Origin of the sequence: Sphingopyxis sp. YR583 (genome assembly GCF_900108295.1) — a bacterium.
In the GTDB taxonomy this organism is placed as follows: Bacteria; Pseudomonadota; Alphaproteobacteria; order Sphingomonadales; family Sphingomonadaceae; genus Sphingopyxis.
The window spans coordinates 2,234,557-2,261,000 of record NZ_FNWK01000001.1; the positions used below are offsets into that span (position 1 = coordinate 2,234,557).

Here is a 26,444-nt window from a genome sequence, read left to right on the forward strand (position 1 = left end):
GACATCATGACCGAAGATCGAGATTATCAGGCTCCCGCGACAAGCGGAAAGCGCCGGAACTATTATATCGCCGGTGCCGCCATATTGCTCGTCGGTGTATTCGCCGTGTCGCAAAGCGGCGCCTTCGACCGCAAGGTGCAATGGTCCGACGACGGCCGCGTCGCCAAGGCGCCAGCCGCGCAGGCGGCCGCTGCGCCGGCCGCGGTCGCCAAGGTGGCGGAGCCGGTCGGCGAGGTTCGCGGCATCGTCAAGGCGAAGAACGAAGCGGTCATCGCCTCGCGTATTACCGCGCGGATCACGTCGATGCCCTATGGCGAGGGCAAATCCTTTGGCAAAGGCGCGCTGCTCGCCAGTTTCGACTGTTCGCAGACGAAAGCGCAGCTCAACGCAGCAAATGCCGCCGCCGCTGCATATCGCAAAACCTATGAAACCAACGCCGAACTCGACCAATATGAGGCGGTTGGCAAGAATGAGGTCGCGGTGTCGCAGGCCAATATGAACAAGGCGGTCGCCGAGGCCGCCGCGGTGTCGGCGCAGTTGACCGATTGCGCGGTCTATGCGCCCTTTGCGGGCACGGTGGTCGAGGAAATCGCGCATGCCCGTGAAGTCGCCGCCAGCGGCCAGCCGCTGCTCAAGATCCAGAGCGGCGGCAATCTGGAAATCGAACTGATAGTCCCCAGCCGCTGGCTGACTTGGTTGAAGCCGGGCGCCGCGTTCCGGTTCAAGATCGACGAAACGGGTCAGGAAGCCGCCGGCGTCGTGACGCGCTTCGGTGCGTCGGTCGATGCGGTCAGCAAGACGATAAGGGTCACCGCCGATATCACCGAACAATCAGGCCTGGTGCTGCCGGGCATGAGCGGGTCGGCGTTGTTCCCTCAGGCGGAAAACGCGGCGGCCACTGCTCCACTAAAAGCCCCGGTGGCCGATGCAAAATCATCCTGAATTTCAGGCTCCGCCGCAAATTCATCGGGCGATCCCGCCCGATCAGGGCAGCCTTGCGGCGTTGTTGCAGTTTGAGGGCGAACTGCGCCGTTGGCCGACGGTGCCCGAACTCGTGTATCACATCGCCAATGAAACGCGGCGGATCATCGCTTATGACCAGATGTTCGTCCTGCGCCACGCCCGGATCGGCGAGGGATTTCAGGTTATCGCGGCGTCGAGCCTGGCGACGATCGATCGCAACGCGCCGCTGATCCAGGCGGTCGAGAAGACGATCGCAGCGCTGGCGGCCGACGCAACGATCGACCAGCCGCGTGCCTTCGCTTCCAATATATTGCATCAGGATGCGGCGCTCGCCGACTATCCCTTTGGTGCATGGTATTGGCAGCCCCTGCATGATGCCAATGGCGCGGCCTTTGCTGGGCTCATCGTCGCGCGTGCGACGCCGATGCGCGAAGGGGAGGCAATCCGGCTCGATCGGCTCGGCGAAACCGCGGGTCATGCCTGGCGCGCGCTGGCAGGCGGAGTTCCCGTGCGCCGCGTCCGCAAATTCGGCCCACGCGAACGCAAGGGGCTCGTCGTGTTGCTGACCGGGATCGCTCTGTTTCCGGTGCAGATGACGGCGCTGGCGCCGGTCGAGGTCGTGTCGGCACGTCCTTTCGTTGTCGCCGCGCCGTTTTCGGGGGTGATCAAGAGCATCGACGTTGCGCCCAATGCGGCGGTCAAGGCCGGGCAGCCCGTGCTGACGCTCGACGACACCAAGGTGCGCAACGAGCTGGAGCAGGCGGCCGAAAAGCTGCAGGTCGCGCGCGCACGGGTTGAGCGGTCGACCAGCGCCGCCTTCGAACCCGACGACGAAACCCGCGACATAACCATCATGCGCGCCGAATATGACGTGGCAGAGGCCGATTACGCCTATGCACGCGACATGCTGTCGCGCTCGCATATCGTCGCGCCGCGCGCGGGCGTTGCGCTATATAGCGACCGCCGCGATTGGGAGGGGCGCGCCGTCAACGTCGGCGACCCGATCCTCCAGATTGTGAACCCTGAGGATATCGAACTGCGCATCGATTTGCCGACCAAAGAACAGATGGAACTCGCGCCCGGCAACCAAGTCAAGGCATGGCTCGATGCCCAGCCCTTGTGGTCGATCGACGCGCGACTGGAGAATGTCAGCTATCAGTCGCGCCAGACGGCGAGCGGCGTGCTGGCCTTTACCGTGACTGCCAAGCCGATCGGTGCCAAGCCGCGGATTGGGTCGCGTGGGACGGCCAAGGTCTATGGCCGCTGGGCGCCGCTCAGCTATGTCCTGTTAAGGCGGCCGATCTCCAGTCTGCGTCAATATCTGGGCCTATGACTGCGGTCGCCGCCGTCGTTCCTCCCTCAGAGGTGTCGATCCCGCCGCTGCGGCAGGAATTACGGATCGAACCCGGCGCACCGCTGGTCAACGGCGCGCCCAGCTGGACGTTGTTTGACCCGATCAAGCACGCCTTTTTCCAACTCGGGCGGATCGAGTTCCGGATATTCTCGGCGTGGGCGAACGGTGCGCTCGACGACATTCGCGACCGGCTGGCGGACGACGGGCTGGATGCCGAGGAAGCGGGTGAAGCGGTCGGCCGCGTCGTCGAATTTTCGCTGGCGAACAATCTGACCGTGCTGCCAATGCGTGACACGGTCGCTAGCTTTAACAGCGCGCGCAATGCCCAGCGCAAGGCGTGGTGGAAGTGGATGATGGACAATTATCTGTTCTTCCGCCTCCCGCTCGTCCGCCCCGCCGCCTTCCTCGAACGCACATTGCCGCGCGTCGCGCCCATCTGGTCGCCGCTGATACTGTGGAGCTTTGCCATTCTGGCGGCCGCCGGACTGATCCTAGTGTCACGGCAATGGGACGCTTTCATGGCGTCGTTCCTCTTTTTCTTCAGCTGGCAGGGGCTGATCGCCTATGGCATCGGCCTGTCGGCGGTGAAGGTCATTCATGAACTTGGCCACGCCTATACCGCGACACGTTTCGGATGCCGCGTGCCGACGATGGGCGTCAGTTTTCTCGTCATGATGCCAGTGCTCTACACGGATACTACCGCCGCCTGGCGGCTGACATCGCGGCGGCAGCGGTTGATGATCGATTGCGCAGGCGTCGCGGCGGAACTGATGGTCGCCAGCGTTGCGACGATGCTGTGGGTAATGTTGCCGGACGGCAGCCTGCGCAGCATCGCGTTCATTACCGCGACGAGCAGTTGGGTGATGAGCCTTGGCATCAACCTCAACCCTTTCATGCGCTTCGACGGCTATTATATCCTGTCCGACATGCTGGGCGTCCCCAATCTCCAGCCCCGCGCGTTTGCGCTCGGGCGCTGGCGGATGCGCGAATTGCTGTTCGGGCTGGGCGAACCGGTGCCGGAGGAAATGCCCGACACGCTCCGCCGGACGCTCATCGTCTATGCCTGGGCAACATGGCTGTACCGGCTGGTGCTGTTCATCGGCATCGCGTTGCTCGTCTATCACATTTTCTTCAAACTGCTGGGGATCATATTGTTCGTCGTCGAAATGGGGGTGTTTGTGATGCGTCCTGTGATGGCCGAGCTGAAACAATGGAGCGAACGCCGCGATGCGATCCTGGCGTCGCGACGCGGACGGATCATCATTGTTGGAACGGCGATCCTGCTTTTACTCACATTGTTGCCGCTCGACCGGCATGTGACCGCGCCGGCGGTGCTGTCGCCGATCGGTGCCGCGCCGGTGGTGGCGGGCGATCCGGCGCGGGTCGAGCGCGTGCTCGTGCGGAACGGCGACGGGGTCAAAGCCGGCACGGTGCTGGTCGAACTCAGCGCCCCCGACCTGATCAGCGCTGCAGCGCAAAGCCGCGTCCGCATCGCGCAGTTGCAGGCACAGCTCGATCGCGGCGGCGCCGATGAAAAGGACCTGTCCGACCGCGCGGTGATCGAACGCCAGCTGGCGACAGAAACCAATGCGCTGCGCGGGCTGGAACGCCGCCAGACGCGGCTGGTCCTGCGCGCGCCCTTCGCGGGCGAGGTGGCCGATCTGGAAGCCGATATCCATCCGGGGCGCTGGTTGGGCGGGGCGGAGACGATCGCGCGGATCGTCACACCGGACAGCTATGACGTGCAGGCCTTTATCGCCGAGGACGATGTCGGCCGCGTCGCGGACGGCGCGCTCGCGCGTTTCGTTCCGAACGACCCGCTGATGGCCTCGCGCCCCGCCAAACTCCTCGAGCGGTCGGCCAGCGCGGTGCAGTGGATGGACCAGCCGATCCTGGCGTCCACGCAGGGCGGACCGATTGCGGTCGACGAGGACCCGTCCAAGGCGCTGAAACCGCACGAAGCGCTGTACCGCATCCGCCTGATCGCCGCGCGAGGCGCGGGACCGATGCAACCGATCGCGGGCGAGGTGCGGATCGAGGCCGAGGGCCAGAGCTTGGCCGGCCGGTTCTTCGGCTACATCGCGCGCATCTTGCGGTCCGAAGCGTCGCTTACGGGCTAGGCCCAGGACTCCCGAGCCTAGCTTTTCCTCACATGCTCCCGGAGGCGTCAGGCTGTTGGCGGATACCAGTGCACTCCCCCAAAGACCGTATTGTACGCGGTGCTGAAAACGTCGGCTTTCGCAAATGCAAATCCAAGAGCCGACGGTCTGAAATCGGCCAATCGGCTTGACCCACGCGTTTCCCTTTTTGGCCATTTTGGCCGCAGGAGAACGATCATGGGTAGGTCAGAATTCGACTATTTGCCTCCACGACCGGCGTGGAATGCCGGTCGAAAGGTTGGTGCAAAGCGGCCGTTAAAACCACGGCAGATATGGGCAATTCGCTTTCACTTGGATCGAGAGCATCGGCTTCGAGACAGGGCGCTTTTCGATCTTGCGATCGACAGCAAACTGAGAGGCTGCGATCTGGTGAAGATAAAGATCGGCGACCTCGTCGCCGGCGGTGAGTTGAGAACGCGAGCGATGGTGATCCAGCAGAAGACCAATCGACCCGTTCAGTTCGAAATCATGTCGGATGCTCGCGGGAGTCTCCTCGCTTGGCTCGAACGTCGCGGCGGATCGATAGAGGACTACGCGTTCCCGAGCCGCATCGATCACTCAGCGCATATGAGCACGCGACAATATGCGCGTCTCGTCGACGAATGGGTCACCGCGGTCGGACTCCGAAGTGAAGACTACGGGACGCATTCGTTGCGCAGAACAAAGGCGTCGATCATTTACAAGGCGACCGGGAATTTGCGTGCAGTACAGATTCTGCTCGGTCATACAAAGATTGAAAATACGGTGCGATACCTTGGCGTCGATGTTGAAGATGCGTTGACCTTGGCGGAAGGCATCGAAGTCTAACCAAAATCGCGGCATCCTAGAGAGCGAGCGTTCTAGCTCGTGGCGGAACGTCCGCTCTCTCTGTTTGCCCCCCGAAAGCCGACCGTCTCCAAACGGCCATCAGCGCTCGGCGAACAGCTCGGGATTCTTGAATCCCTTCGCAAGATGATCGATCCACGCGCGGACGAGCGGCGGCAGGCCGGTGCGCGTGGTGAAGACGAGGTGGACGATGCCGTCCTCGCTGCGCCATTCGGGCAACACATGGACGAGCGTGCCCGCGCGCAGTTCGGCGGCGCAGGCGTGGTCGGGCAGCATCGCGATGCCGAGCCCCGCGAGCGCGGCCGCGCGGATTGCGGTGAAGTCACCGCAGCTGAGGCGCGGGGTGTGGCGGATATTCTCGATCGCGCCCTCGGGCCCTTCGAGCCGCCAGGTGACTTCGCCGTCCTCGCCCGACGAGCTGAGCGTGGGCAGGTTCCCCAGCACTTCGATTCCGCGTCCGGCGATGCGGTTCGCGAGCGCGGGACTGGCGATCAGGATGCGGCGGCTGTGCGCCAGCGTACGCATCGTCAGCGCGGCGTCGCTGTCGAGCTTGACGCGAACGCGCAGCGCGACGTCGATCCGCTCGGCGATGATGTCGACCGGGCGGTCGGCGGCAACGATCCGGACGTGCCCCTTCGGATAGAGCGCGAGGAAATCGGGGAGGAGGTCGGCGACGATCGATACCAGCCCGGTCGGGCACGACATGCGGACGGTGCCGCGCGGTTCGGACAGGCTCGCCTCGACCAGCGCCTCGGCGCGCTCGGCAGCGGCGACTGCGAGTTGGGCCTGCGCGTGGAAGGCGAGGCCGATGTCGGTGACTCGAAAGCGTCGCGACGAGCGTTCGATCAGGCGCGCGCCCAACCGCTCTTCGAGTGCGGCGATGCGGCGGCTGAGCTTCGACTTGGGAAGGCGCAGCGCACGGCCCGCGGGAGCGAAGCCGCCGTTTGTCACCACCGCGTCGAAATAGCGCAGATCGTTGAGGTCCTGCATAGAATCGTTCTATCAATGGAACGATAAGTGTCAATATTGCCGACTACAGCGATCAGCGTTGCGAATTTATCTCATTCTCATCGGACGGCGAACGGTTCGCCGCCCACGAAAAGGAGAATGACAATGACCTATGACCTCAACAATAAAGTCGCCGTCGTCACCGGTGGGAACAGTGGTATCGGCCTCGGTATCGCGCAGGAACTGGCCGAACAGGGCGCCAAGGTGTTCGTGACCGGCCGCCGTCAAGAAGAGCTCGACGCCGCGGTCAAGGCGATCGGCCATGGCGCCATTGGCGTCCAGGGCGACGTCACCCGCTTCGAAGACCTCGACCGCCTCTATGACGTCGTCCAGCAGCATGGCGCGCCGATCGACATCCTCGTCGCCAACGCCGGCGGTGGCGCGTTCCAGCCGCTCGGCGAAATCACCGAGGAAGAGTTCGACCGCACCTTTGGCCTGAATGTGAAGGCGACGCTGTTCACGGTGCAGAAGGCGCTGGCGCTGCTCCGTGACGGGGCGTCGATCATCCTCACCGGCTCGACGAGTGCGATCAAGGCGCTGCCTGCGTTCAGTGTCTATGGCGCGACGAAAGCGGCGATCCGCAACTTCGCGCGCCACTGGATCCTCGACCTCAAGGATCGCAAGATCCGCGTCAATGTGATCGCACCCGGCGCGACCGAAACGCCCGGACTCAAGGGTCTGACTGCGACGGAAGAAGAATGGAAAAGCCTCGAAGGCGGTCTCGCCGCGGGCGTCCCGCTCGGGCGCCTCGCCGATCCGCGCGAAATCGGGAAGGTTGCGGTGTTCCTCGCATCGGATGCCTCGAGCTACGTCAACGGCGCCGAATTGTTCGTCGACGGGGGCTTCGCGCAAATCTGATCCAGGGCGCGTTGTCGCGGCCCCGTCGTCCTCTGGGACGGCGGGGCTCTTGCGTTTCGCCGCTCGCAGCGGCTGCATCTCCTTCGGCCAGCCGCGCGATATCTCGCGCAAAAATCATTCTCGGGCGGCCGTTCATCCGTGGTTTGGTTATTCAACTATATTTACGGTCCAGGATAGAAGGAGACGCGCCATGAAGAAATATATTGCCGCCGCGGTCCTTGCCGCGCTCGCCGTACCCGCTGGTCCGGCGCTCGCCGACCCGCCGCCGTGGGCGCCCGCGCACGGCAAGCGCGCCAAGGATCGCGGCCTCTACGACGGAAATGGGCGCTACTATGAGCCCAGGCGGCTTTCGCACGGCGATCGCATCTGGCGGAGCAAGGATGGCCGTTACCATTGCCGCCGCGAGAATGGCACGACCGGGCTCATCATCGGCGCTGCCGTCGGGGCGCTCGTCGGGCGCGAACTCGATGGCGGCCGCGACCGCACGGTCGGGACGATCATCGGCGCGGCAGGCGGCGGTCTGCTCGGACGGGCAATCGATCGCGGCGAACTCAAATGCCGTTGAACTGAAAGGACGGCGCGAGAGGGACCAGTCTGCTCGCGCCGTCCTCATGCCACCGTGCGCTGTGGGGGAGCGCCCGGTGAGAAATGTCTATCCTGAAGTCCGCTCTGGCCCGCGTCGCGCCTTCGTCACACGAAGGCCAGGTATCCCCGCGCGTCGGATGGTCCGGCGCCAAGCCTCCAATTCCTCGCCGCTGAGGCGATACCGTTTGCAGGCCTCATCGAGCCCGATCAGTCCGCCATCGATCGCGGCAAGCAGCTCCGCCTTGCGGCGCGCAACCCAATAGGCAGCCGTCGGTGACGGCAGATCGTCCATCGTGAGCGGCCCGACCGGACCTGCGACCGAAGTCGGCCGCGTCGTAAATTCGAGCACTGCGAACACTCCATTCGCGCGGTCGTTGCCGCTTCTGTGCCCCCCACTGCGAAAATGCGGTTTTGAGGTTAACAAAAACTTACCAAATAGCCGTTTGTGCGACGAACGGCTCGCCGCTCTCTCGCCGGCATAATGCGCAACTAATAGGATAGAGGCGGGACGACAGCGGTCATTCCGTTCGCGATTGCCTTATTGCGGGATCGGGCGAAATGCGGCAGCGTCATCACCTTCAACTGGGGGGGAATATATGCGAACAGCATTCATCGCGCTGGCGTTGGCGACCGTGCCTGCGCAGGCTCAAACCATACCGGACCTGCCGGCCAATTCGGTCAAGGCGATCGATGGCGACTGGTACGCCGTCGACCACAAGATCAAGCTGTCTGTCGCGAACGGCGTTGTGACGATCGTCGAGAATGAGACCGCCGATCCCTATCTCAAGAAGATTTCGGCGCCCGCGGGCACCGTCATTGCGCGGATCACCGGCGTGGAATCGACAGGGCCCAAGTCGGCGCGCTTCGTCGGGCAATGCCTCGAACTCATCGACACGGTGCGTTCGGATACCATGGCCTGCCCAAGCCATGCCTTCGTGCAGTCGGCTGCCTACGGGGGCAAGCCCGGCTTGAAGATCAACTTCTGGACCGCCGCTTTCCTGCGGAAGGACAATATCCCGGAGTATCAGTGGCAATATCGGAAATAATCGGCGGGTGAGCCGGGCGAACATCGCCGCCTGGCTCATCCAATGAAGCTCCGATCGATCCGGTTATAGAATCCGTGCGACCGACGGTTGGTCGCGGTCACGTCAGTCGCTGATGTCTCCGATCAGCGAAAAGGGCGCCCAGGCGCTCGGGTGCGACCAGCTCCTAAGATAGGGGTCGTCGCGTGTGTCATTGCGAATTTCGCGCTCTACCTGCTGCAGGGCTTCGGCGCGCGACAGTTTCGAATCCGCGCGTAAGATCTCGAACAGGCGGACGGTGAGGACGGCCGCGACATCGTCGCGGACCGGCCAGTGCGATGCGAGCAGGCTTTCCGCGCCCGCGAAGAAGAAGGCGCGTGCGAGGCCGGAAAGGCCGGGCGCCCCGGCACGGCCGTCGCCGGCTGCTGTATTGCAGGCGGACAGGATGACCCACCCCGCGCCGATGCGGAGTGCCGCCACTTCGCTCGCGGTCAGCAAGCCATCGTCGGCGGGGCTGGCAGCTGCGGGCGGCGTAAAGACGAGACCCGGTTCGCCGAGGTCGGCGATCTCGCCCGCGACAAGTCCGTGCGTCGCGAGGAACAATATCGACGATGAAGAAAGGTCGGCTGCCTTCAGCTTCGCTTCCGTCGCTTCGCCTGCCAGGAAAAGCTTCGTATTCCCGGCGCCGACGAGCCCCTCCATCGCTTTCAACTCTTTCTCCGTCCCGGGAAGCCGGGCAAGCCGGCGGAGGGCCGAGGGATCTGCAAGTTCGGTCTCGCCGCTCGCCGCACGCCAGATATTGCTGGCAAGCGGCGTGCCGCCGCCGCGTGCCGTCCGGTTCCGGCCTTCGACGCCGCGCGTCGCGGCATTGCCCTCGAGCAAGGGGTCTCCGAAGCCTATCATGCTGCTTCCTGTGGGGATGTTTGCGCCCGCAACCGCGCGGAGAAGCTGAAGCGACTGGAGCGACGGCAGCTGGACGATCGCCGCCTTGTCGGCGAACCAGGATGTCGCCCGTAACGCTGCAGGGTCGCCGTCGGTGCCTGTCGGCTTTTCGGTCACGAGGATGCCGAGAGGCAGCGAGGAGATCGATCCTGCCGCAGAGGTGAAAAGGTGCCGCTTGCCCGCCAGCGCTCCACTGACGGGCGCAACCAGCTCCTCGTAGAGACGGTACGCCGTGCCGCGATCGAACGGAAAGTCGCCTTCGCCTTCGGCGGACCAGCGCTCGTCTTCTTCTGGCGTCACATCGATGTTCGCGCCGACATCCCAGAGCAGACGGCGTACATGCCTCGTGAGTTCGGCTTCGGTCATGGCAGATCGATGCCACTCGACGCCACCGCGCGTCACGACAAGACTGTGCGTACCGCGCGGCGTGGGCACGATCATCAAAAATGCCTCGTCGGCGGCCAATAGTGTTTTGGCAGCGGGCTCGTCCAAGAGCGCCGGCTTCACCAGTTCGAAATAGCCTGGCGTTGCGGCGGCCAGCCGGGAATCGATCGCCTCGAGCGCGGCGTTGGCCGTGCCGATTTCCTGCCACAGCGCCCGATCCGCGTCGCTGCCGGCCTTCGTGCTTTCGCTCCTCGCGAAAAGCGCGCCGAGTTCCGCCGCCTTTGCATCTCGCTCGGCGGCAAGTCCGGCGGCTCCCGACGCAGCGGCGGCGCGCGTCGCTGCCGAACGCGCCAACGCGCGCGAGGTTCGGCCCGCCATGATGTCCTGGAGAATGAGGAGGGCGTCGGACTTGGCCGACGGGCTCTTCGGGCCCGCTTCCCAAAGCACGTCGGCGTGGAGACGCGACCACTCTGCAAACATTTCCTCACCGGTGTGGGTGGACGGGTCCTTCTCTGCAAGTTCGACCAATTGCTCGTCGAGCACACCCGTGCCGAAGCCGCGCCGATAGGCAAGCGAAGATGCTGCGGCAATACGCGACGAGGCGAGGGCGGAGGCCGCGTCGCCATTATCGAGGGCGAGCCTTGCATGCGCAGCCGCGGCCATGCCGAGCGCCTTGCCCTCGACCGTGCGGCCGCGCGGCACCGTCTGCTCGGCTACGTCGGTCAGGGTGGAACCGCCCTGCCAGGCGCCCAGTACCTCCGCCAATATCTTTGTGGCCTCTGCGCTTCGGCCATCTTCCGCGAGTGAGTGGGCGAGCGCGCGCACGGCATAGAGCGTGTCGCTCGATCGATCGCCCTGCAGCTTCCTGCGAATAGCAAGCGCGCGTGAACGGAGCGCTGCATCTTCAGTCCAGCGCTTCTCAGAATAATATTCAAAAGCCAGAAGCTGGAGGGCGTCGGCGTGCGGGACACTGTCGTCGCCATGATATTCGGCAATCAACTTGGCGCGTTCGGCGAGCAGGGCGATGCGCGCGGCTTTTTCGCTGTACGGAATTGCGCTCTGGCGTCGCTTGAGGTCTGTCATGCGCTTGTCGAAATCAGCTTTCCGCGCGTCGTCCTGCACTTGAGGCGACTGCGCGCGGGTCGCAGGTACGGGACTGATCGCACAGGCGATCGCCGCAAGATGTCCGCACAATCTCTTCATCGCCATCCGCCCCCCGCCGGTCTGCAATCAGATAGCCGCTGATCGGGGCGTGAGCAATGCGGCGCCAGCCGACAACGCCTGCTCGGTTCGACCCCGGCGGGGTTTTTCGCGTTCGCGAAGTTAAAGGACGTCCGCTATTGGGTACCGAAGCCCCAAAAGGGGCCAGTCCGTTGCCGGCCAACACTGACAATGCTCTGTAGGCCTCGGTCACTGCTTGAGGCCGTCACGCCCTTTCGATGCCGTCAGGAAGTTCGAGATTGCGGTTCGCCATGCTTCGGGCTGGTCAAACTGCGCCATATGGCCTGCGCCGATGATTTCCAGGAACGATCCATGCTTCAGCAATGGCAACATCGCCCGGGTGGCCGTCGGTGTCATAATATCGAACTCCCCGCAAAGGAGGAGTGTAGGTACCGCAATTTCGCCCAGCAGATTCTCGTCGTTGAAATCTTTTAGTGCACCGCCGAACGGCGCCAAGGCCCCACCCGTCATGGCGAGGGCGAGCGCGTCCCCCCGATCGGCAGGGAGAGACGCCATATATGGCATGGCAACCGCCCGGGTGCTCGTCCGGTTGAGATGCTTGCGCATGAACGCGGTCATCGCTTCACCATAGGCCGGATCGTCAAATGTCCCGGCGCGCTCATTCCGTTCGATGACCGCCGCGACACCATTTGGTAGCGCGCCGTACAGGCTCCGGACGCTCGCATCGAGGCGCGCCGCAGACAAGGGCGTTCCCTGCAATATAAGGCTTTTGAGCCCCGCGGGCCGTCGAGAGGCGTAGCGATTGGCGAGGATGCCGCCCCAGCTATGCCCATAAAGATGGAAGGCTTCGAGTTTGAGAGCATCGCGGATCGCAGCGATTTCGGACACATAACGATCCACGGTCCAGTTCGCCTTGTCTCCCGGTGCGTCCGAGCGCCCACTGTCGAGCTGATCGTAAAGTATGATCGCTCGATCAACGGAAAGTGGCAGGGCAGGGAAAAGTTGCCACAGTGCACCGCCGGGGCCACCGTGCACCATGATCAGCGGCGGCCGCCCGCTCTCGAGATTGCCGTTGACCCTGACGTATAGATCGCCGCCCGTGACTGGCACGCGGAGCTCTTTGTCTGCTGATGGAACCCCGTCATCTGCTCTTGCGGTTGCAGCACATGGCATGGTCGCTGCCATCAATCCCGAAGCGATCATCATCCTGCGTGACAGGTCCATTACATTCCCCCCCATTGACGGTTTTCGCTTGCCTAGCTTGTCGCCACAACAGCAGTATTTTCGGCTCCTGTCGAAAAGACAATCATTGACCTTGGGTGCCAACACCAGATTCTGATTTTTTAGATGGGACCGTAGCAAAACGTCAGCAGTCTGCCGTCAGCCGTCGTAGCTTACTGACACCCCGCGATTGTCCGCTTGGCTTAATTTCCAACACGAAGCGGCCTGACCGTACTCGGCCAGTTTTGAAACAGTCAGCTGGATTCCATCGGCTTAGCCCGTCTCCTCTTCCCGTTCTCACCAACGGACGCGCACGCCGACGTAGACAGCTCGGCCGATCCCGGGATTGAAGAGCTCTGCGGTCGGGCTTGCGGTCCCCGCGACAGCGACGGTCGAGATATAGTTTTTGCCCGTCAGGTTGCGGCCCTCGACATAGATCGACCAGCGCTTGCCGGGGTCGTAGCCAGCCTTGAGGTTCAGCAGCGCATAGGGATCGACGGTCAGGCTGTTGGCGTTGTCGGCAAAATAATGGCCGGGCGCCCATTCGATGTTGGGTCCGGCGTAAAAGCCCGAGCGATGCTTGTAGAGCGCCTCGGCGCGCAGATAATGTCGCGGCACGCCCGGCAGCTCATTGTCGCCATAGCGCGGGTCATTGTCGAAGAAGAAATCGCTGTAGGTATAGGCGGCGTTGATCGCGAGCGTGTCGCCCGCATCCGACAGCGGAACGGCGGCATCGATGCCCGCCTCGAACCCCTGGTGCACCGTCTTGCCCGCATTGACGATGCTGCAGGCGCTGAACGGGCCGGTGGTGAGGCACTGTAGCTCATTCTCGATCTCCGAGCGATAGAGCGACAGATCCCAGCCGATCGCGCCGCTGCGCCCGCGCGTCCCGATCTCGAACGTCGTCGCGTGCTGCGCCTTGAGGCCGCTTGTCGGTGTCGCGAAGATATTGGCGTCGTAGCTCGGTATCTCGACGCTGCGCGACACATTGCCGAAGAGCTGGACGTCGGGCGTCGCATCCCAGAGAATGCCGAAGCGCGGGCTCCAGAGATCGTAGCTAGCCTTGCCCGACTGGTCGCCGTTGGACAGGAAGCGATCGCGCCGGTCGCGGGTCGCGTGAAGATATTGCACGCCGGCGATTAGCGCGAGGTCGGGGCGCACGAAGAGCGAATCCTCGGCATAGAAGGAGATATTCTTCGACTTGTCGGCCATCGAGGCGACAAGCGCGCCTTTGACCGCACCCGGCAAATTCACGAACTGTTCGGTGTCGATCGTGCCCGCCTGGATATTAGCGCCGACGATCAGCCGGTTGCGGACGCTGCCGAACGTGCGATCATCGACCGCGCGAACGAAGCCGCCATAGTCGTCGACCGTGAAGTCGAGCCACTGGAAGATCGGGTGCTTCACATGACGGTTGTTGTAGAAGATGTCGGCGAGTTCGATGGCCAAGATATTATCGTCCCACGACGACAGTTCCGCCAACCCTGTTATCCGCAAGGCGATAAGCGCGGACTTCGGCGTTGGTCCATTTGTCAGCGACGAGAACGGGGATCTCGGCGAGGCCGAGCCGCTTCAATCCGCGCATGACCCGCGATGATCGTGCTGTGGACGTCGACCAGGACAGGCGCGGCGAAGCCAAATTGGTCTATCGAAGCCATCAGCTTAACGATCTTCTTCTCAGGATGTTTGGGCGGGTCGTTGATGTAGGGCGTCAACGACGCCGGCGAACGATATTCGATCAGCCCGAGCCTTTGATCGAAATTGACGCGCGATGATGGGCGTGTTTGCGCTGCGGTAGGTTTAAGCTTCATGTCTGTTCTCCAACTTGGCCAGCAAGAGAAACAGGGTGAGCAGTTGACGCAGGGGCAGCGGGGCAACAGACAACTTGCCTGCTTGCGCGAGGCCGATAAATGTTGCCCTTTTTCGTGCTGCGCTCGGGGCTTGGCCCAAGCATTCTGCGTCAAAAAGACCCTGCGCTTATACGCGGCAGAGACATGAACTCAAAGAGCTTTATCGGGCGCTTGCGACGGGAATTTGCGTTCGCTGATCGATAGCCTGAATGCGAAAGACATTCCCTGTTCGGGTTATGAAAATTCCCTGTTCTGAATTTAGGGAATTTGGATTGACCCGTGGCGGATTTGCGCGGTTTTTCGCGATCAAAATATGCTCGCGACAGCCTCAATTCGGAATACTCCCTGCGAACTAACGTGAAACAGGGAAATCCGATCTTGAGACGGGTTCGGTCATGACTGCGCACACCACCACGCCAGAAGCTGTTGCCGAGGCCGTCTTAACTTTTTTGCGCCGTTCCCTAGGCGCACCATTCGGCAACGTAGAACCCGTTACGGCACGTGAACCAGATGTGGCTAGTCTTCGGGACGCGGAAATGGCAATGCCGCCAATCCGAGAGATGTGTAGGCTGAAGCCAAGCGGGCCGGCTTTGCGGCTTAGGGTTCGAAACCTGACAGGTTGCTTTCGGCCGTAGAGGCTACCGAACACCGATATGACCAAGAAAAAAGAACGCCCGTCCGATCAAGACCGGACGGGCGTAAGATGAAGAGCCGTGTTTCCTGAAAGGAAGAACTCTCCTGGGTCGCAGGGGGCAGATAGCTTCGCTTGCGGCACTGGAATTGTACCGCAACGCCAAAAAGGGATGGAGGAAAAGCGGTGATCGAGCGTGCGAAGGCGTCGTGTCTTGAGCGTGCAACGTCTCGCGGCTATTCTTTCGGGGAATGGGGGGAATCATGAAATTAATGCTGCTCGCCGCCGCCGCCGTGGCGCTCGTCCCTTCGGCGGCCAGCGCGCGCGAATGGGTGGTCATCGGAAATGATGAACATGGCTGGCGCTGGCAGATGGACAGGCAGGCGGATAGGCTGGAGGGCGATCATGTATATGTGTGGGCGCGTTCCGACCTGCCGCCAGGTGCCACCAAAGTCTATTCACCCTCGAACTGGTATTTCAAGATCGACTGCCGGCACGGGACGATCCGCGCGCTGCGGATGATCGTCTATGACAAAGCAAGCGGACGCCAGCTGGAAGAGCGGTCGAATCCCGACGACGTCGGCGGAGCGGATATGGCCGAGCCGAAATCTGGCTCGATCCACGAAACCATCGTCGGGCACAGGTGCTATAATCCTGATTTCTGACGGCGGAGTGTCGATCCGGCACTTCATGGGGCATTTGACCAGGTCGACAGGATGATTTCACGATCCGCACGGTCCTTGCTGTGCAACTTCAGGATCCAGTTGCCCTGCGCGATCGTCCGGTTCACGATCAAAGATCGGAAAATCTGGTTCGCTTCGGGCGTATCGGTCAGGTTGGCTCCAGCGACGGCGCCTGTGTCGTCGATCAACGTTGCGGACACGGTGTTCGCCGCCACGAAGGTCAGGCCAAAGTTCGAAGCGTTTTTGACGGGGATCGAAACATCGAGTGTCTGGCCCGGGGCGAGCATCAGCACTTTCGAGAAATCGGAAGGGGCCGCCGACTTATCCCCCTCGACACCCGTTATCATGATCCGCGCAGGCGCGCGGGCCGACGTTGCCGCAGCGCGTGCGGACTGATCGCCTGACGCCTGCTTGCCCGGTCCGAGTGCTACGCGTGGCTGGACGAAAGACGAGAAGGGCCCCGTTCCCGTCATGCTCGTGTGAAGAATCGCCTGCGTCTCGCTGTCCGTGATCGTCCATTTGGCCGAGGGCACCGCAACCACGCCGTCGTTGAGGCTCAGCATATAGCAGGCCGGTGGCAGCGGATTGCCGACGAGGATCGAGAAAGGCACGCCCTTGCGGTTGCTGTTTTCGGCGTTGAACCCTTCGACCACGCTCGGCCGCAATTCACGCAGCGCGTCCATCGACCGGCCGGCGGTTTCGAGTGGCACGCTGAGCAGGTCGGCGCAGCGGCTACCCATATTGGGTGTTCCGAGCATGACAAGATGCGACACCTGCGGCTTGCCGTCCGGATAGGTCGGCATCGTCGCATGGATGTAGCGCCGGCTGATCAGCCCGCCCATCGAGTGGGCGACCAGATCCACGTGCCAGGCATTGCGATCCTTCTGCGCGTAACGGACATAGTTGCCCAGCTCGACGGCATTTTGGGCGATCGTGTTGGTAGGGCCGAAATTTCCTAGCTCCTCGCCGGTATTCATCCGACCGTGCTCGGGCCGTTCGCCGACCGGAAACGCTTTCCAGTCGTAGCTGTGACTGGTGGTGAGGATATTCTGCCACGTCTCCCAAGCGCGCCAGTTCGACCACAGGCCGTGAACAAGGACGATTGGTTTCGGCGCGACCTTCAGGTTGCGCGTCATATCGTCGATCTTTTTGCCCCTGTCCTCGACTTCGGCCTTGATGCGCTGGACCAGGCGCGGCCGGCCGTCGTCGAACCAGGAGAAGCCCGAGCTGTCCCATTCGAATTGCACCTCCCGCTGTTCGCCGCCGGGAACGCTGACCGATAATTCGCCGAGCAGCCCGTCGGGTTTTGCGCCATCCCATTTGTCGCCCTTGTAGGTGTCGCGGAATTTTACGGTCGCTGCTTTCTCGTCCGGGCCGTCGTTGGCGACGATCGCGGTCAGGCGTACGAGGTTCCCGTCGATCGTGCCCACCTGCTCGACAATGTCTTTCCACGCCCCCCATTCGGGAAAGCGCATGTCCTCGAATTTGACGTCGACCAGCCGCAGGTCGCCGCCGCAGCGACGGAGGTTCCAGGTCAGCATTTCGGTGGTTCCGAGTAGCGAGACCGAATGGCTGCCCGATAGGCGATTGGGATCGGAAAGCTGGTAGCGGTCCTCGCCACTGCTGCCGAAGCGCACGCCATCGACAGTCGTCGGCATGTCGCCGAGGCTTTGGTTTACGCTTTCCTTGGCCTTGCACTGGCCACTGTAACTTGCCGAGTTCGACCCCGACACCATGCCCTTCACATCGGGCAGTCCGATGCTGACACTATAGGTGCCGCTGGTGTCCAGCGAGATGTTGACCCCGGCTTCCAGCCCGCTTTCGTTAGCGCGCGTCTCACTCTTGTAGACGAAATTTCCCGACATCTCGCGCGGCGTGCGTTCGTGCGGACAGATGAAGCGTTCGTTCGCCGATTTGGTCTCGGTCGACACCGAATTCAGGCTGATGTTCGCAAGGCCGGTGCTGAGGTCGGGGTTCTCCGTCGCGCGAACCACGACCTGCGCTTTATAGTCATAGGTCATGCCCCAGTCGGAAGTCTCGGTACCCTTGCCCGAAACCCGTTTTTCGGTCTTTGAATTGCTGTTCGACTGGTGCCGCGAATAGCTTATGGTTCCGGCCCATCCGCTGTCGCATTGCGCCGCGGCGGCCGCCGCTACGGGGGCCGCGGCGCCGGACAGCATCAGGGCAAGTGTCAGCGCCGGCAAGGTGCGCGAAATTTTCATCGGAATGTCCTTGTCAGGCAGGGGCAGTAGACTTCGTTCCAGCCTTCGGCCCTTGGGCTCCACTTGAGCGAATATTTCTACGATGCCGGGTGCGGGTAAAACTAACGGCCCAGCGGCGCATCCGGCCGCGTGGATCGGCCTTTTATGTCGGCCGGGCACACCAGGCGGGATTGAAGCGGTTGAAATGCGCGCCCAGCCTCCATTCGTCGGAGCAGAGTTCCAGCGCCACCCTATCGATCCTGTCGTTCAATTGTTCGCGCCCTTCGAGCGTTCGTAGATCGATATCCCGGTGGGGGATGACGGCATCGGGGCGCATCGTCGATGTAGGGTCTCCCTACGGCCGATGGTTGCTGAAAGCGAATGATGTGTTGAAGAGGGCGGAGGAGTGCCGGTGAGGACGTTATCCCGCCAGCACTCCGCCAACCGTTCCGATCAGGCCTCGGGCTTGGCTTCTGCCTTTGCACGCGCCTCGGGTTTCGCTTCGGCCTTTGCGCGAGCTTCGGGCTTGGCTTCGGCTTTCGCGCGTGCTTCGGGCTTGGCCTCTGCCTTGGCGTGCGCCTCGGGCTTGGCTTCGGCTTTCGCCAGCGCGGGTATCGGAAGGCCGAGGGCGATCGCGGCGGCGAGGAAGGGGAGTTTGCTCATCATGTTTCTCCATCGTCGGTGAAGTAGAGCAGGGATGGCGGTCGCTCGCCGGAGGTGGCGCGGGACGGACCGGTCATCCCTGCTCGCGGCTCGATGCCGCAAACCTTACGCTATGGGAGGGCGGACGCTGGCGCGTGGCGCTTGCTTCGAAACCGGATCGCGATGCGATCAGGGCGCCGCCGCATCGATGAAGGCGGACACCGGTGCGACGAAGTCGTCAGGCGAGGCTGAGCCGGTCCAGCACGATTTTGACATAGCTTGGCCCCACCTGCACGACTGCGCCATCTTCCATCTCGAGCGCGATCAGGCCTTTGCCGAGGCGCTGGACGCCATTCACCAACGCGGGCCGGATGAAGGTCGAACGGTGCACTCGCATCAATTGTTGCGGATCGAACAATTGTTCGAGCGCCGCCATCGAGATGCGGTGGATGTAGCTTCGCGTCGAGGTGTGAAACAGCACATAGTCGCGCGCCGCTTCGACCCATTCGATCTGAGCGATGGGAAGGCGCAAATTGCCGGTGGCAATCTGCACCCAGATCGCCTCCTCGCGGGTTCCGGCTGGCGTTCCGGCCAACCGGTCGATGGCATCGCGCATCGTCCGGCGTCGGCGTGCCCGCTCGACAGCCTGGCGGAGGCGGTCGAAGCGGACGGGTTTAAGCAGATAGTCGGCGGCGTCGACCTCGAACGCGTCGGGGGCATATTGTTCGAAGGCGGTGACGAAGATGATTTCGGGGCGCGGATCGGAGGCGAGGTCCGCGGCAACGCGAATCCCGCTTTTTTGCGGCATCGAAATGTCGAGCATGACGAGGTCGGGGCGCAGTGTTGCGATCTTCGCCTCCGCCTCGTCTCCGGTTGACGCGGTGCCGATCACTTCGACGTCGTCGATATCGCCAAACAGCGTTTCGAGGCGACGAAGCGCCAGCGGCTCGTCATCGACAAGCAGGACGCGTAGCGCACTCATGCCGCGGCCTCTCGCCGGTCGAGCGGCAGGCGCGCAATCGCGACGAAGCCGCGCTCGCGTTTCCGTGTCTCGATGCTGCCCCGCGCGCCATAAAGCGTTTCGAGGCGTTGACGTACGTTTGCAATGCCGACGCCGGTCCCCGGCTTCCTGTCCTTTTCCTTCCCCGTTCCGTCGTCCTCGACCGCGATCGTCAGTGTGTCGCCTTCGCTCGACGCCTCGACCCGGATCGTTACCGGAACGGCTGACGGCGCGAGCGCATATTTGATCGCGTTCTCGATAAGCGGCTGGAGCAGAAAGCTTGGAACAAGGGCGCCGTTGAGGGCCGGCGGGCAAACGAATTCGACCGCGAGCCGCTCGCCAAAACGGACGCTCTCGATCTCCAAATAATGTTGCAGCGTCGCCAGCTCGTCCTCGAGCGGCAGCAGCGCATCGGGTTCGGACGACAGCGTCGCGCGCAGGAATTCCGAAAGTTTGGCGAGCATCGCATCGGCCGTCGCATATTCCTTGGTCACGATCAGCGACGAGATGGCGTTGAGCGTGTTGAACAGGAAATGCGGGTTGAGCTGATAGCGAAGTGCGGCAAGGCTTGCAGCGCTCGCGGCTGCCTCTGCGCGGCTCGCTATCTCACGCGCTGCCGCGAGTTCCAGCTCGCGCTCGCGCGTCAACTTGTTCGCCTCGATTACGGTAAAGGCGGCGCCGAGTAGCGCAAACTGCCACACCAGCGCGATGAAATTGTTGGTCGCACGCAGGCCGAAGGGGGCGGCCATCTGCTTCGATACGACAAGTCGCCCGATCCATTCGCCCGTTGCCGCGTCGATCAGCGCCAACAGACCTGACGCGAGGCACACGGCGAGACCCATTGCGGCGAGGCGCACCGCCATGTTGCGGTGGCGAGTCCGACGGACGGTCCACCAGACGCCCCACGACAGCAGCATTCCCATCACGCAGATGTTGGTCACCGACACGGTGACATAGGTGCTGGCGCCGCTGAAGATATGATAGGGAATGATGTACAGAATACCGGACAAGGTCCAGGTCGCAATGACCAGCGCGATGGTCTGACGATGTTCGGGCTTCAGCGACATGGCGGTTCCATTGTGTAGTTTGCGCCCAGCATAAGGGAAGGGGGCGCGGCTGACGTCCTTGCTCGTCGCATCAGCGTCTGCCTTCGTCGCGACGGTTCGGGCCCTGCAATTCTGCGATCCGCCTTGGTCGCAGGCCTGTGGAAGGCGATCCTCCCGACCGATAGCCGACCTCCATTCGCGGCGCTGCGCCGCCAAGGAGACACACGCTATGGCATATCGTTATCGCATGAGCCTTGCCGCCTTCGGATTGCTTGGCGCGCTCATTATAGCGGAAGCGCGCGCAACGGCCGCCGAGCCTGTACCGATTGCAGCGGCCCCCGACGCGGCGCTTGCGCAGCCGCTCGAAATCCTGCCTTCGGGACATCCCGTTGTCCTCGTCAGCATCGATGGTGGCGCGCCGAAGCGTTTCGTCATCGATACCGCTGCCAGCTCGACCACGATCATGCCGAAGCTGCGCGCCGAAATGCCCGGTCTGATCGCGAAGCTGTCGGACGACCCGCTTGACGGTGCGGCGGGGCGAAGCGATGTCGAAACGGCCGTCGTCAAGCAGGTCGAGGTCGCGGGTCACGTCTTCCGCTCGCCCGAACTGATGTTGCTGCCGCCCGGGCCGACCGATCATCTGGGTGTAGACGGGATATTGGGCGCGGACATCATCGCCGATTTCGTCGTGGAGCTCGACATCCCCGGCCGCCGCTGGCGCATGACGCCCAGGGTCGCAGCGGGGATGCTGGAAGGCGCCCCGGCGTCGGTTCCCTTCGCACTCGACGACATGCGCGCGCCGCGTCTCAATATCCGCCTCAATGGCGTTGAAGTGCCCGCGATCCTGGACACGGGCGCGCGCGGGACGATTCTCAACTGGGCGGCTGCCAAGGCGATCGGGATCACCTCCGAGAGCCCGGGTGTCGTCAAGGCGACGGACATCAAGGGTGCGACCAACCACGCTATGCCCAGCGTCGAAGCAGTCATCGATATGCTGTCGATCGGCGACGCGAAGGTCGCGGGCCGCAAGGTGCGCATCGCCGACCTGCCCGTGTTCAAGGTTCTGGGATTCAGCCTCGATCAGCCCGCGGTGATCCTGGGCATCGACATGTTCGCCGACCGGCGCTTCGTGATCGACCATCCGGGCCTGCGCCTCCACATTTCGCCGCCTGTCGCCCCGAAACCCTGAAAAGAAAGCCTCGTCATGAAGATGATCCTGACCGCGGGCGCGCTCGGCGTGCTCGCCTATGCGGCGACCGGCGCCACGGCACAGCAGGCGTCCAAACCCAAGGTCGACGCGGTCTATTGGCTCTCCGCCGAAACCGTATCGGGCATGGCCACTGGCCAACCCACGGGCATCGAGAAAAATCTGATGCTCCAACTCGGCTCAGTGCGCCGCAATCCGGCGCCGAGCGCCGACCATCTGCCGCCGCAGGCGTTGCGCGCCGGCGATCGCTTGCCGCTCGTCACACCGGCGCCGGCGACCCCCAAGGCCGATGGCAAGCCCGATTTCCGGCCCGGCACGCCCGACGGCCCCAAGGGTCGGATCGAACTTTACTGGGGATGCGGCGAACAGGCGCCAGTTGGCCAACCCGTCGTTATCGACCTTGCAGCGATGAAGCCTGGTGCGCCATCGCCTTTTGGCACGGTGCCCAATGTGCGCGGCATGACGCCGCCTTCGACGACCAGTCACGCGACCTATGGCGAGTGGCCAAACGGCCGGAACGGAACCCGCGTTCCCCGCGCCGCCTCGCTGGTCGGCGACCATGTCGTGCAGGGCAATTATTCGCCCGAGATGCGCTTTGCCGTTGCCGCAGGGAATGATTTCCTTGCGCCGCTCGCTCCGCGCAACGCGGCGCTCGCTTCGGGAGCGGTCAGGGTTCACTGGTCCGCGCTGACCAATGCGCGCGGCTACTTGCTGTCGGTTACCGGCGCGAAGGCCGACGGCACCGTCTTCATGTGGACGTCGAGCGCAGTGCGTATGCCGGCGATGGCGCTGCCCGACTATCTCGAACAGGGCGATATCGCGCGCCTTGTCCAGCAGCGCGTGCTGCTCGCGCCCGAAGCGACCGAATGTATCGTCCCGGCCGCGGTCGCCAAGGCGGCGGAATCGTCGATGCTGATGATGACGGCATATGGTCCCGAAGGAAATTACGGCTCGCCGCGCGAAGCGCCCGCCGGCTGGGCCGTCAAACTTCGCACGCGGGCGACGCATATGAGCCTGCTGGGTGTCGATCTTGCCTCGATGATGGCCGGCGGAGGCGACGGTGATGCCGATGACGCGGCGGGTGAGGGCAAGCCGAAAAAGAAGCGCGGCCTCCTGCGCGGGATCGGCGGGGCGCTCGGACTGCCGGGCTGAGCGCCGCAGCCTCCTCCTTCAGAAAGCTGGAACGATGAAATTATCCTTGTTGAAGCTCGCCATTCTCGGGCTTTTTGCAGTGGCGCCGGCTGCGCCTGCAGCGCTCGCCGCGCCCGGCGACAATCGTGCGCCGAAGAAACTTATGGAGCGCTGGGCGGTCGGCACGCCGGCCCCCGGCACGGGCCTGCCGGGTTGGTATTCGAAGGTGCCCGACATTCATGTGCATCAGCCGCGGACGCGCTCGCCCATTCCGATCGCCGAGGTCGACCTGTTGCGCCGCCGCGCGCTGGTCGCATTCGACGCACTGATGCGGCAACCCTCGCTGCGCGACGTGCGCGGAACGAGCTTGCAGGCCGATATCAACATCTCGGTCGTGCCAACGCTCGACGGGGTCCGGCTGGTCGGCGCGACCTTCACGCTTCGCGCCAAGAGTGTGATCGAGGGCAAGCCCGACACGATCCAGCGCGACGGTCGGTATGTAACCCCCTCCGAAGAGGGCGCGGTGCTGAGCGTCTTCCTCAACCCCTATGACATGATGGCGCGCCGCCAGGTGCAGGGCGAAGGAATACAGCGCGGCGGCTTTCAGATCCGCACCGGCTCCGCTTACGGCCTCTATGTCGCCGACAGGCTCCCCGAATATGATGCCGATGCCGAATATGCCTGGGGACCGCGCCCGCTAGCGCTGCAACTGCAGCACGACCGCAGCTGGTATCAGCCGGGATCGGCGGGCGTGCATCCGCTGCTCGTCCATATGTCGAGCTATTCGCACGAAAATGACGACCTGCGCAGCGATCGGCTGAACCCCGAACGGCCCGCCGCGCGGCTCGCCGCCGCGATGTTCATGACCGACTGGGAAGATGTCCAACGCCGTATGAAGGAGGTGAAGTGATGCGCCGCGCCTGTTCGACCACGATCGCGTTTGCGCTCGCCGCAGCCCCCGCTGCAGCGCTCGCGCAGCGTGCCGACGACAATGCGACCACCAGTGCCGAGGATGCCTTCGGGACGTCGATCGGCGGTGAACAGATCGGCATCTACAATCCCGGCTATGTGCGCGGCTTTTCGGCGCAGGAGGCGGGCAACATCCGTCTCGACGGCCTCTATATAGACCAGCAGGCGACCTTCACCGATCGTGCGATCGCGGGATTGCAAATGCGCGTCGGCCTGTCGGCTCAGGGTTATCCGTTTCCCGCGCCGACCGGCATCGCCGACTATGAATTGCGCAAGCCCGGCGATCGGAGGCTGCTCAGCGTCAGCGGACGTCTCGGCCCCTTCGGATCGAAAGTGCTGGAACTCGACGGCCAGCTTCCGGTTACCGACCGGCTGGCGGTTGGCGCCGGCTATGGCCTGTTCGCCGACCGTAACCATACCGGCGGCGCCGCCAAATTCCGCACCGCGGCCCTGATCGCGCGGTGGCAGCCGGTCGATGGAGTCGAAATCACTCCCTTCTGGAGCCGCATCGGGATCGCCGATGAGGAACTGCCGCCGCTGTTGCTGACCGCAGGCGACTATCTGCCGCCGCGGCTAAATCGGGTGACGCGCATCGGCCAGAAATGGGCGGCCAACCATGGCGAGACCGTCAACGCCGGTCTCGTCTCCACGGTGCGGCGCGGCGACTGGACGTTCAAGGCCGGCGCTTTCCGCTCGATCCTCGACCTCGATCGCTCGCACACACAGTTGTTCCTCAACGTCCGGCCAGACGGCACCGCCGACGAGGTGGTGATCGCCGAACCCGGCCGGCGTTCGGCCTCGACCAGCGGTGAGTTGCGCCTGTCGCGCCGTTTTGTCGATGGACCGCGCCTCCACACGTTGCACCTGTCGCTGAAGGGGCGCGACCGCTCGCGCAGCTATGGCGGCGGACGCGAGATTTTCATTGGCAACCATCCGATCGAGGATCCCGTCGTTTTCCCCGAACCGGCGTCGGTCTTCGGGCCGCAGACACGCGACACAGTGCGCCAATGGACTGCGGGTATCGCTTATGAAGGGCGGTGGAAAGACGTCGGCGAAATCGGCATCGGCGTGCAGAAGACCGATTATCGGAAGCGCGTGTTCGGTCCCGGCGCGCCGGTGATCGCAACCGATGACGCGCCGTTGCTACTCAATGCGACCGTGGCCGTGCATGCTTCACCGTCGCTTGCCGTCTATGGGAGCTATACCGAGGGGCTGGAAGAAAGCCCGGTTGCGCCCGGTCACGCGATCAACCGCGACGAGGCGCCGCCCGCGATCCGCACGCGCCAGATCGACGCCGGTCTGCGCTGGACGATTACCCCCGCCATCCGCCTTGTCGCCGGTGTGTTCGAGGTAACGAAACCCTTCTACTCGATCGATGGCGCACGTCTGTTCCGCCAGCTTGGCGACGTCCGCCATCGCGGTGCCGAATTCTCGCTGTCCGGGCAAATCGCCCCCGGGTTGACCGCGATCGCGGGGACAGCGCTGATCGACGCGACCTTGTCGGGCAATGCCGTCGACAGCGGGCTGCTCGGCAAGAAGCCGCTCGCGAGTTTTGGCCGCCTGTCGACTGCTGTGCTCGATTACCGGCCGACCTTCGCGCCCGCCGTCTCCGTCGATCTGGTCATCGAAAGCACGTCGGATCGGGTGGCCAGCACCGACGGGAAGCTGGTCATCCCCGCGCGCGCGATCGCGTCGGTCGGCGGGCGCTATCGCTTCAAAATCGGCAAGGCGCCTGCGACGCTTCGCGTGCAGATGGCGAATGTCGGCAATAAATTCGGTTGGGCGAACGGGGCGTCGGGCATCTATCTCTATAATATGCCGCGTCGGCTGACCGCCACGCTGACGACCGATCTCGGTTGACCCTCCCCAATATCACCATCACGACAATCAGGAGCGCATCATGCGACAGGTTTTCCGCACGATTTTCGTGAGCTTGGCGCTCTTCGGCACAGCCGAAGCGGTGCAGGCCCAAGGTTTGTTGAAACGTCTTGTCGACCGCGCGACGCAGCAGGTCGAGCAGGAAGCCGAAACGGCCGTGCGGGATACCATCTCGAGCGGTCTTCGTGGTGGCGCGGGCGGTAGAGACCCGGTGCCGGAGGAGCCGACTTCCGATGCGGAAGGGGGCGGCGAAACGAATATGACGCAGCCAGCGCCTGCGGCACCCGTTCGCGCGACGGCCGGGAAGGCCGGCTATATCGACGACCTGCGCGTGGCGCCGGATATCGAGGCGCAGAAGGCGAGCTATAACAAGTTCGGCGAAGTCAGCTGCAATGATTGCGAAGGCGGTATCGACTTCGATGGGCGCCCGAAATTTTCCTACGATCAGTTCAGCGGGCAATATGGCGAGCGGGCCAAGCGTGTCGGCAGCTGGCCGCTCGGCCATGTCCACCGCTGGCAGGGCAGGGCCTCGAAAGGCACGCTGACCATTGCGCGCGAGGAACAGGTCGAGGGCTTCCGGTGCCGACGCCTCGAATATAGGCTGGAGAAGGCGGGCGCCTCGGCCAGTCGCCCCGGGCTCATTTGCTTCGGCCTCGCCAATCGGTCGTCGGAGATCGAGAACTGGCACGAGATTTATTGATTG

24 protein-coding genes are annotated in these 26,444 nt (G+C 63.5%); 13 read left to right on the forward strand and 11 right to left on the reverse strand.

Translation table 11 applies throughout. The annotated features are described in order from the left end of the window. The first annotated feature begins 6 nt into the window (after window positions 1-6). From BLW56_RS10255 to BLW56_RS10270, 4 genes are all read left to right on the forward strand, one after another. Window positions 7-942 (forward strand): efflux RND transporter periplasmic adaptor subunit, encoded by a 936-nt coding sequence (locus tag BLW56_RS10255; RefSeq protein WP_177175902.1) that lies wholly within the window; start codon window positions 7-9, stop codon window positions 940-942. Continuing rightward, window positions 926-2,296, forward strand: coding sequence for an efflux RND transporter periplasmic adaptor subunit (locus BLW56_RS10260; protein ID WP_093510395.1), 1,371 nt, complete (start codon window positions 926-928; stop codon window positions 2,294-2,296). Before BLW56_RS10255 ends, BLW56_RS10260 begins: the two co-directional genes overlap by 17 nt. After that, window positions 2,293-4,437 (forward strand): HlyD family efflux transporter periplasmic adaptor subunit, encoded by a 2,145-nt coding sequence (locus BLW56_RS10265; RefSeq protein ID WP_177175903.1) that lies wholly within the window; start codon window positions 2,293-2,295, stop codon window positions 4,435-4,437. The genes BLW56_RS10260 and BLW56_RS10265 overlap by 4 nt, the downstream gene beginning before the upstream one ends. Window positions 4,438-4,653: 216 nt before the next feature. Further along, on the forward strand, window positions 4,654-5,283 hold the full coding sequence (locus tag BLW56_RS10270; RefSeq protein ID WP_093510397.1) for a tyrosine-type recombinase/integrase: 630 nt from the start codon (window positions 4,654-4,656) through the stop codon (window positions 5,281-5,283). A gap of 99 nt (window positions 5,284-5,382) precedes the next feature. Here the strand turns inward: BLW56_RS10270 and BLW56_RS10275 are convergent, their stop codons facing one another. Beyond that, entirely contained in the window at window positions 5,383-6,291 is a 909-nt protein-coding gene (locus tag BLW56_RS10275; protein ID WP_093510398.1) for a LysR family transcriptional regulator, read from the reverse strand. Window positions 6,292-6,414: 123 nt separating this feature from the next. On the opposite strand from BLW56_RS10275, the gene BLW56_RS10280 reads away from it, so the two are divergent. Continuing rightward, window positions 6,415-7,167: an SDR family NAD(P)-dependent oxidoreductase gene (locus BLW56_RS10280; protein ID WP_093510399.1), complete on the forward strand. Its 753-nt coding sequence runs from the start codon at window positions 6,415-6,417 to the stop codon at window positions 7,165-7,167. Window positions 7,168-7,357: 190 nt separating this feature from the next. Continuing rightward, window positions 7,358-7,732 (forward strand): glycine zipper 2TM domain-containing protein, encoded by a 375-nt coding sequence (locus BLW56_RS10285; protein WP_093510400.1) that lies wholly within the window; start codon window positions 7,358-7,360, stop codon window positions 7,730-7,732. Between the two features lie 87 nt (window positions 7,733-7,819). On the opposite strand, the gene BLW56_RS10290 is transcribed toward BLW56_RS10285, so the two are convergent. Beyond that, a complete protein-coding gene (locus tag BLW56_RS10290) occupies window positions 7,820-8,101 on the reverse strand; it encodes a CtrA inhibitor SciP (RefSeq protein WP_093510910.1) in 282 nt (93 codons plus the stop codon). 247 nt (window positions 8,102-8,348) lie between these two features. Here BLW56_RS10290 and BLW56_RS10295 point away from each other — a divergent pair, with 247 nt between their 5' ends. Next, a complete protein-coding gene (locus BLW56_RS10295) occupies window positions 8,349-8,798 on the forward strand; it encodes a hypothetical protein (RefSeq protein ID WP_093510401.1) in 450 nt (149 codons plus the stop codon). Window positions 8,799-8,900: 102 nt separating this feature from the next. Here BLW56_RS10295 and BLW56_RS10300 read toward each other — a convergent pair whose 3' ends face one another. The 4 genes from BLW56_RS10300 to BLW56_RS10315 form a co-directional block, all read right to left on the reverse strand. Continuing rightward, window positions 8,901-11,183 (reverse strand): CHAT domain-containing protein, encoded by a 2,283-nt coding sequence (locus BLW56_RS10300; RefSeq protein WP_177175904.1) that lies wholly within the window; start codon window positions 11,181-11,183, stop codon window positions 8,901-8,903. Between the two features lie 327 nt (window positions 11,184-11,510). Beyond that, entirely contained in the window at window positions 11,511-12,506 is a 996-nt protein-coding gene (locus BLW56_RS10305; protein ID WP_177175905.1) for a proline iminopeptidase-family hydrolase, read from the reverse strand. A gap of 294 nt (window positions 12,507-12,800) precedes the next feature. Further along, window positions 12,801-13,985, reverse strand: coding sequence for a TonB-dependent receptor family protein (locus BLW56_RS10310; RefSeq protein WP_256203378.1), 1,185 nt, complete (start codon window positions 13,983-13,985; stop codon window positions 12,801-12,803). Window positions 13,986-14,035: 50 nt separating this feature from the next. Beyond that, window positions 14,036-14,314, reverse strand: coding sequence for a ParB N-terminal domain-containing protein (locus tag BLW56_RS10315; protein WP_093510405.1), 279 nt, complete (start codon window positions 14,312-14,314; stop codon window positions 14,036-14,038). A gap of 942 nt (window positions 14,315-15,256) precedes the next feature. On the opposite strand from BLW56_RS10315, the gene BLW56_RS10320 reads away from it, so the two are divergent. Beyond that, on the forward strand, window positions 15,257-15,649 hold the full coding sequence (locus BLW56_RS10320; protein WP_093510406.1) for a surface-adhesin E family protein: 393 nt from the start codon (window positions 15,257-15,259) through the stop codon (window positions 15,647-15,649). A 23-nt stretch (window positions 15,650-15,672) separates the two neighbouring features. Here BLW56_RS10320 and BLW56_RS10325 read toward each other — a convergent pair whose 3' ends face one another. From BLW56_RS10325 to BLW56_RS10345, 5 genes are all read right to left on the reverse strand, one after another. Then, the gene (locus BLW56_RS10325) at window positions 15,673-17,889 is read right to left on the reverse strand and encodes an esterase/lipase family protein (protein WP_093510407.1); all 2,217 of its coding nucleotides are present in this window, start codon (window positions 17,887-17,889) and stop codon (window positions 15,673-15,675) included. 142 nt (window positions 17,890-18,031) lie between these two features. Next, window positions 18,032-18,205, reverse strand: coding sequence for a UrcA family protein (locus BLW56_RS10330; RefSeq protein WP_093510408.1), 174 nt, complete (start codon window positions 18,203-18,205; stop codon window positions 18,032-18,034). Between the two features lie 116 nt (window positions 18,206-18,321). Then, complete coding sequence (locus tag BLW56_RS10335) at window positions 18,322-18,531, reverse strand: hypothetical protein (protein ID WP_143043426.1); 210 nt, start codon at window positions 18,529-18,531, stop codon at window positions 18,322-18,324. Between the two features lie 217 nt (window positions 18,532-18,748). After that, window positions 18,749-19,492, reverse strand: coding sequence for a LytR/AlgR family response regulator transcription factor (locus BLW56_RS10340; protein ID WP_093510410.1), 744 nt, complete (start codon window positions 19,490-19,492; stop codon window positions 18,749-18,751). Continuing rightward, entirely contained in the window at window positions 19,489-20,577 is a 1,089-nt protein-coding gene (locus BLW56_RS10345; RefSeq protein WP_093510411.1) for a sensor histidine kinase, read from the reverse strand. The genes BLW56_RS10340 and BLW56_RS10345 overlap by 4 nt, the downstream gene beginning before the upstream one ends. Window positions 20,578-20,785: 208 nt before the next feature. Here BLW56_RS10345 and BLW56_RS10350 point away from each other — a divergent pair, with 208 nt between their 5' ends. Genes BLW56_RS10350 through BLW56_RS10370 form a run of 5 tightly spaced genes read left to right on the forward strand, consistent with a single transcriptional unit; the run spans window position 20,786 to window position 26,441 of the window. Next, window positions 20,786-21,745 (forward strand): aspartyl protease family protein, encoded by a 960-nt coding sequence (locus BLW56_RS10350; RefSeq protein ID WP_093510412.1) that lies wholly within the window; start codon window positions 20,786-20,788, stop codon window positions 21,743-21,745. Between the two features lie 15 nt (window positions 21,746-21,760). After that, window positions 21,761-22,915, forward strand: coding sequence for a hypothetical protein (locus BLW56_RS10355; RefSeq protein ID WP_093510413.1), 1,155 nt, complete (start codon window positions 21,761-21,763; stop codon window positions 22,913-22,915). Between the two features lie 34 nt (window positions 22,916-22,949). Further along, on the forward strand, window positions 22,950-23,804 hold the full coding sequence (locus tag BLW56_RS10360; protein ID WP_143043427.1) for a hypothetical protein: 855 nt from the start codon (window positions 22,950-22,952) through the stop codon (window positions 23,802-23,804). After that, window positions 23,804-25,723: a TonB-dependent receptor domain-containing protein gene (locus BLW56_RS10365; protein ID WP_093510415.1), complete on the forward strand. Its 1,920-nt coding sequence runs from the start codon at window positions 23,804-23,806 to the stop codon at window positions 25,721-25,723. The genes BLW56_RS10360 and BLW56_RS10365 overlap by 1 nt, the downstream gene beginning before the upstream one ends. Window positions 25,724-25,763: 40 nt before the next feature. Further along, window positions 25,764-26,441: a hypothetical protein gene (locus tag BLW56_RS10370; protein ID WP_093510416.1), complete on the forward strand. Its 678-nt coding sequence runs from the start codon at window positions 25,764-25,766 to the stop codon at window positions 26,439-26,441. Window positions 26,442-26,444: the final 3 nt, after the last annotated feature.

Bases quoted from the DNA above. Each gene is read 5' to 3' on its own strand.
- BLW56_RS10255 (WP_177175902.1), top strand. From the start codon at position 7: ATGACCGAAGATCGAGATTATCAGGCTCCCGCGACAAGCGGAAAGCGC.
- BLW56_RS10260 (WP_093510395.1), top strand. From the start codon at position 926: ATGCAAAATCATCCTGAATTTCAGGCTCCGCCGCAAATTCATCGGGCG.
- BLW56_RS10265 (WP_177175903.1), top strand. From the start codon at position 2,293: ATGACTGCGGTCGCCGCCGTCGTTCCTCCCTCAGAGGTGTCGATCCCG.
- BLW56_RS10270 (WP_093510397.1), top strand. From the start codon at position 4,654: ATGGGTAGGTCAGAATTCGACTATTTGCCTCCACGACCGGCGTGGAAT.
- BLW56_RS10275 (WP_093510398.1), bottom strand. From the start codon at position 6,291: ATGCAGGACCTCAACGATCTGCGCTATTTCGACGCGGTGGTGACAAAC.
- BLW56_RS10280 (WP_093510399.1), top strand. From the start codon at position 6,415: ATGACCTATGACCTCAACAATAAAGTCGCCGTCGTCACCGGTGGGAAC.
- BLW56_RS10285 (WP_093510400.1), top strand. From the start codon at position 7,358: ATGAAGAAATATATTGCCGCCGCGGTCCTTGCCGCGCTCGCCGTACCC.
- BLW56_RS10295 (WP_093510401.1), top strand. From the start codon at position 8,349: ATGCGAACAGCATTCATCGCGCTGGCGTTGGCGACCGTGCCTGCGCAG.
- BLW56_RS10300 (WP_177175904.1), bottom strand. From the start codon at position 11,183: ATGACAGACCTCAAGCGACGCCAGAGCGCAATTCCGTACAGCGAAAAA.
- BLW56_RS10305 (WP_177175905.1), bottom strand. From the start codon at position 12,506: ATGGACCTGTCACGCAGGATGATGATCGCTTCGGGATTGATGGCAGCG.
- BLW56_RS10315 (WP_093510405.1), bottom strand. From the start codon at position 14,314: ATGAAGCTTAAACCTACCGCAGCGCAAACACGCCCATCATCGCGCGTC.
- BLW56_RS10320 (WP_093510406.1), top strand. From the start codon at position 15,257: ATGCTGCTCGCCGCCGCCGCCGTGGCGCTCGTCCCTTCGGCGGCCAGC.
- BLW56_RS10325 (WP_093510407.1), bottom strand. From the start codon at position 17,889: ATGAAAATTTCGCGCACCTTGCCGGCGCTGACACTTGCCCTGATGCTG.
- BLW56_RS10330 (WP_093510408.1), bottom strand. From the start codon at position 18,205: ATGCGCCCCGATGCCGTCATCCCCCACCGGGATATCGATCTACGAACG.
- BLW56_RS10335 (WP_143043426.1), bottom strand. From the start codon at position 18,531: ATGAGCAAACTCCCCTTCCTCGCCGCCGCGATCGCCCTCGGCCTTCCG.
- BLW56_RS10340 (WP_093510410.1), bottom strand. From the start codon at position 19,492: ATGAGTGCGCTACGCGTCCTGCTTGTCGATGACGAGCCGCTGGCGCTT.
- BLW56_RS10345 (WP_093510411.1), bottom strand. From the start codon at position 20,577: ATGTCGCTGAAGCCCGAACATCGTCAGACCATCGCGCTGGTCATTGCG.
- BLW56_RS10350 (WP_093510412.1), top strand. From the start codon at position 20,786: ATGGCATATCGTTATCGCATGAGCCTTGCCGCCTTCGGATTGCTTGGC.
- BLW56_RS10355 (WP_093510413.1), top strand. From the start codon at position 21,761: ATGAAGATGATCCTGACCGCGGGCGCGCTCGGCGTGCTCGCCTATGCG.
- BLW56_RS10360 (WP_143043427.1), top strand. From the start codon at position 22,950: ATGAAATTATCCTTGTTGAAGCTCGCCATTCTCGGGCTTTTTGCAGTG.
- BLW56_RS10365 (WP_093510415.1), top strand. From the start codon at position 23,804: ATGCGCCGCGCCTGTTCGACCACGATCGCGTTTGCGCTCGCCGCAGCC.
- BLW56_RS10370 (WP_093510416.1), top strand. From the start codon at position 25,764: ATGCGACAGGTTTTCCGCACGATTTTCGTGAGCTTGGCGCTCTTCGGC.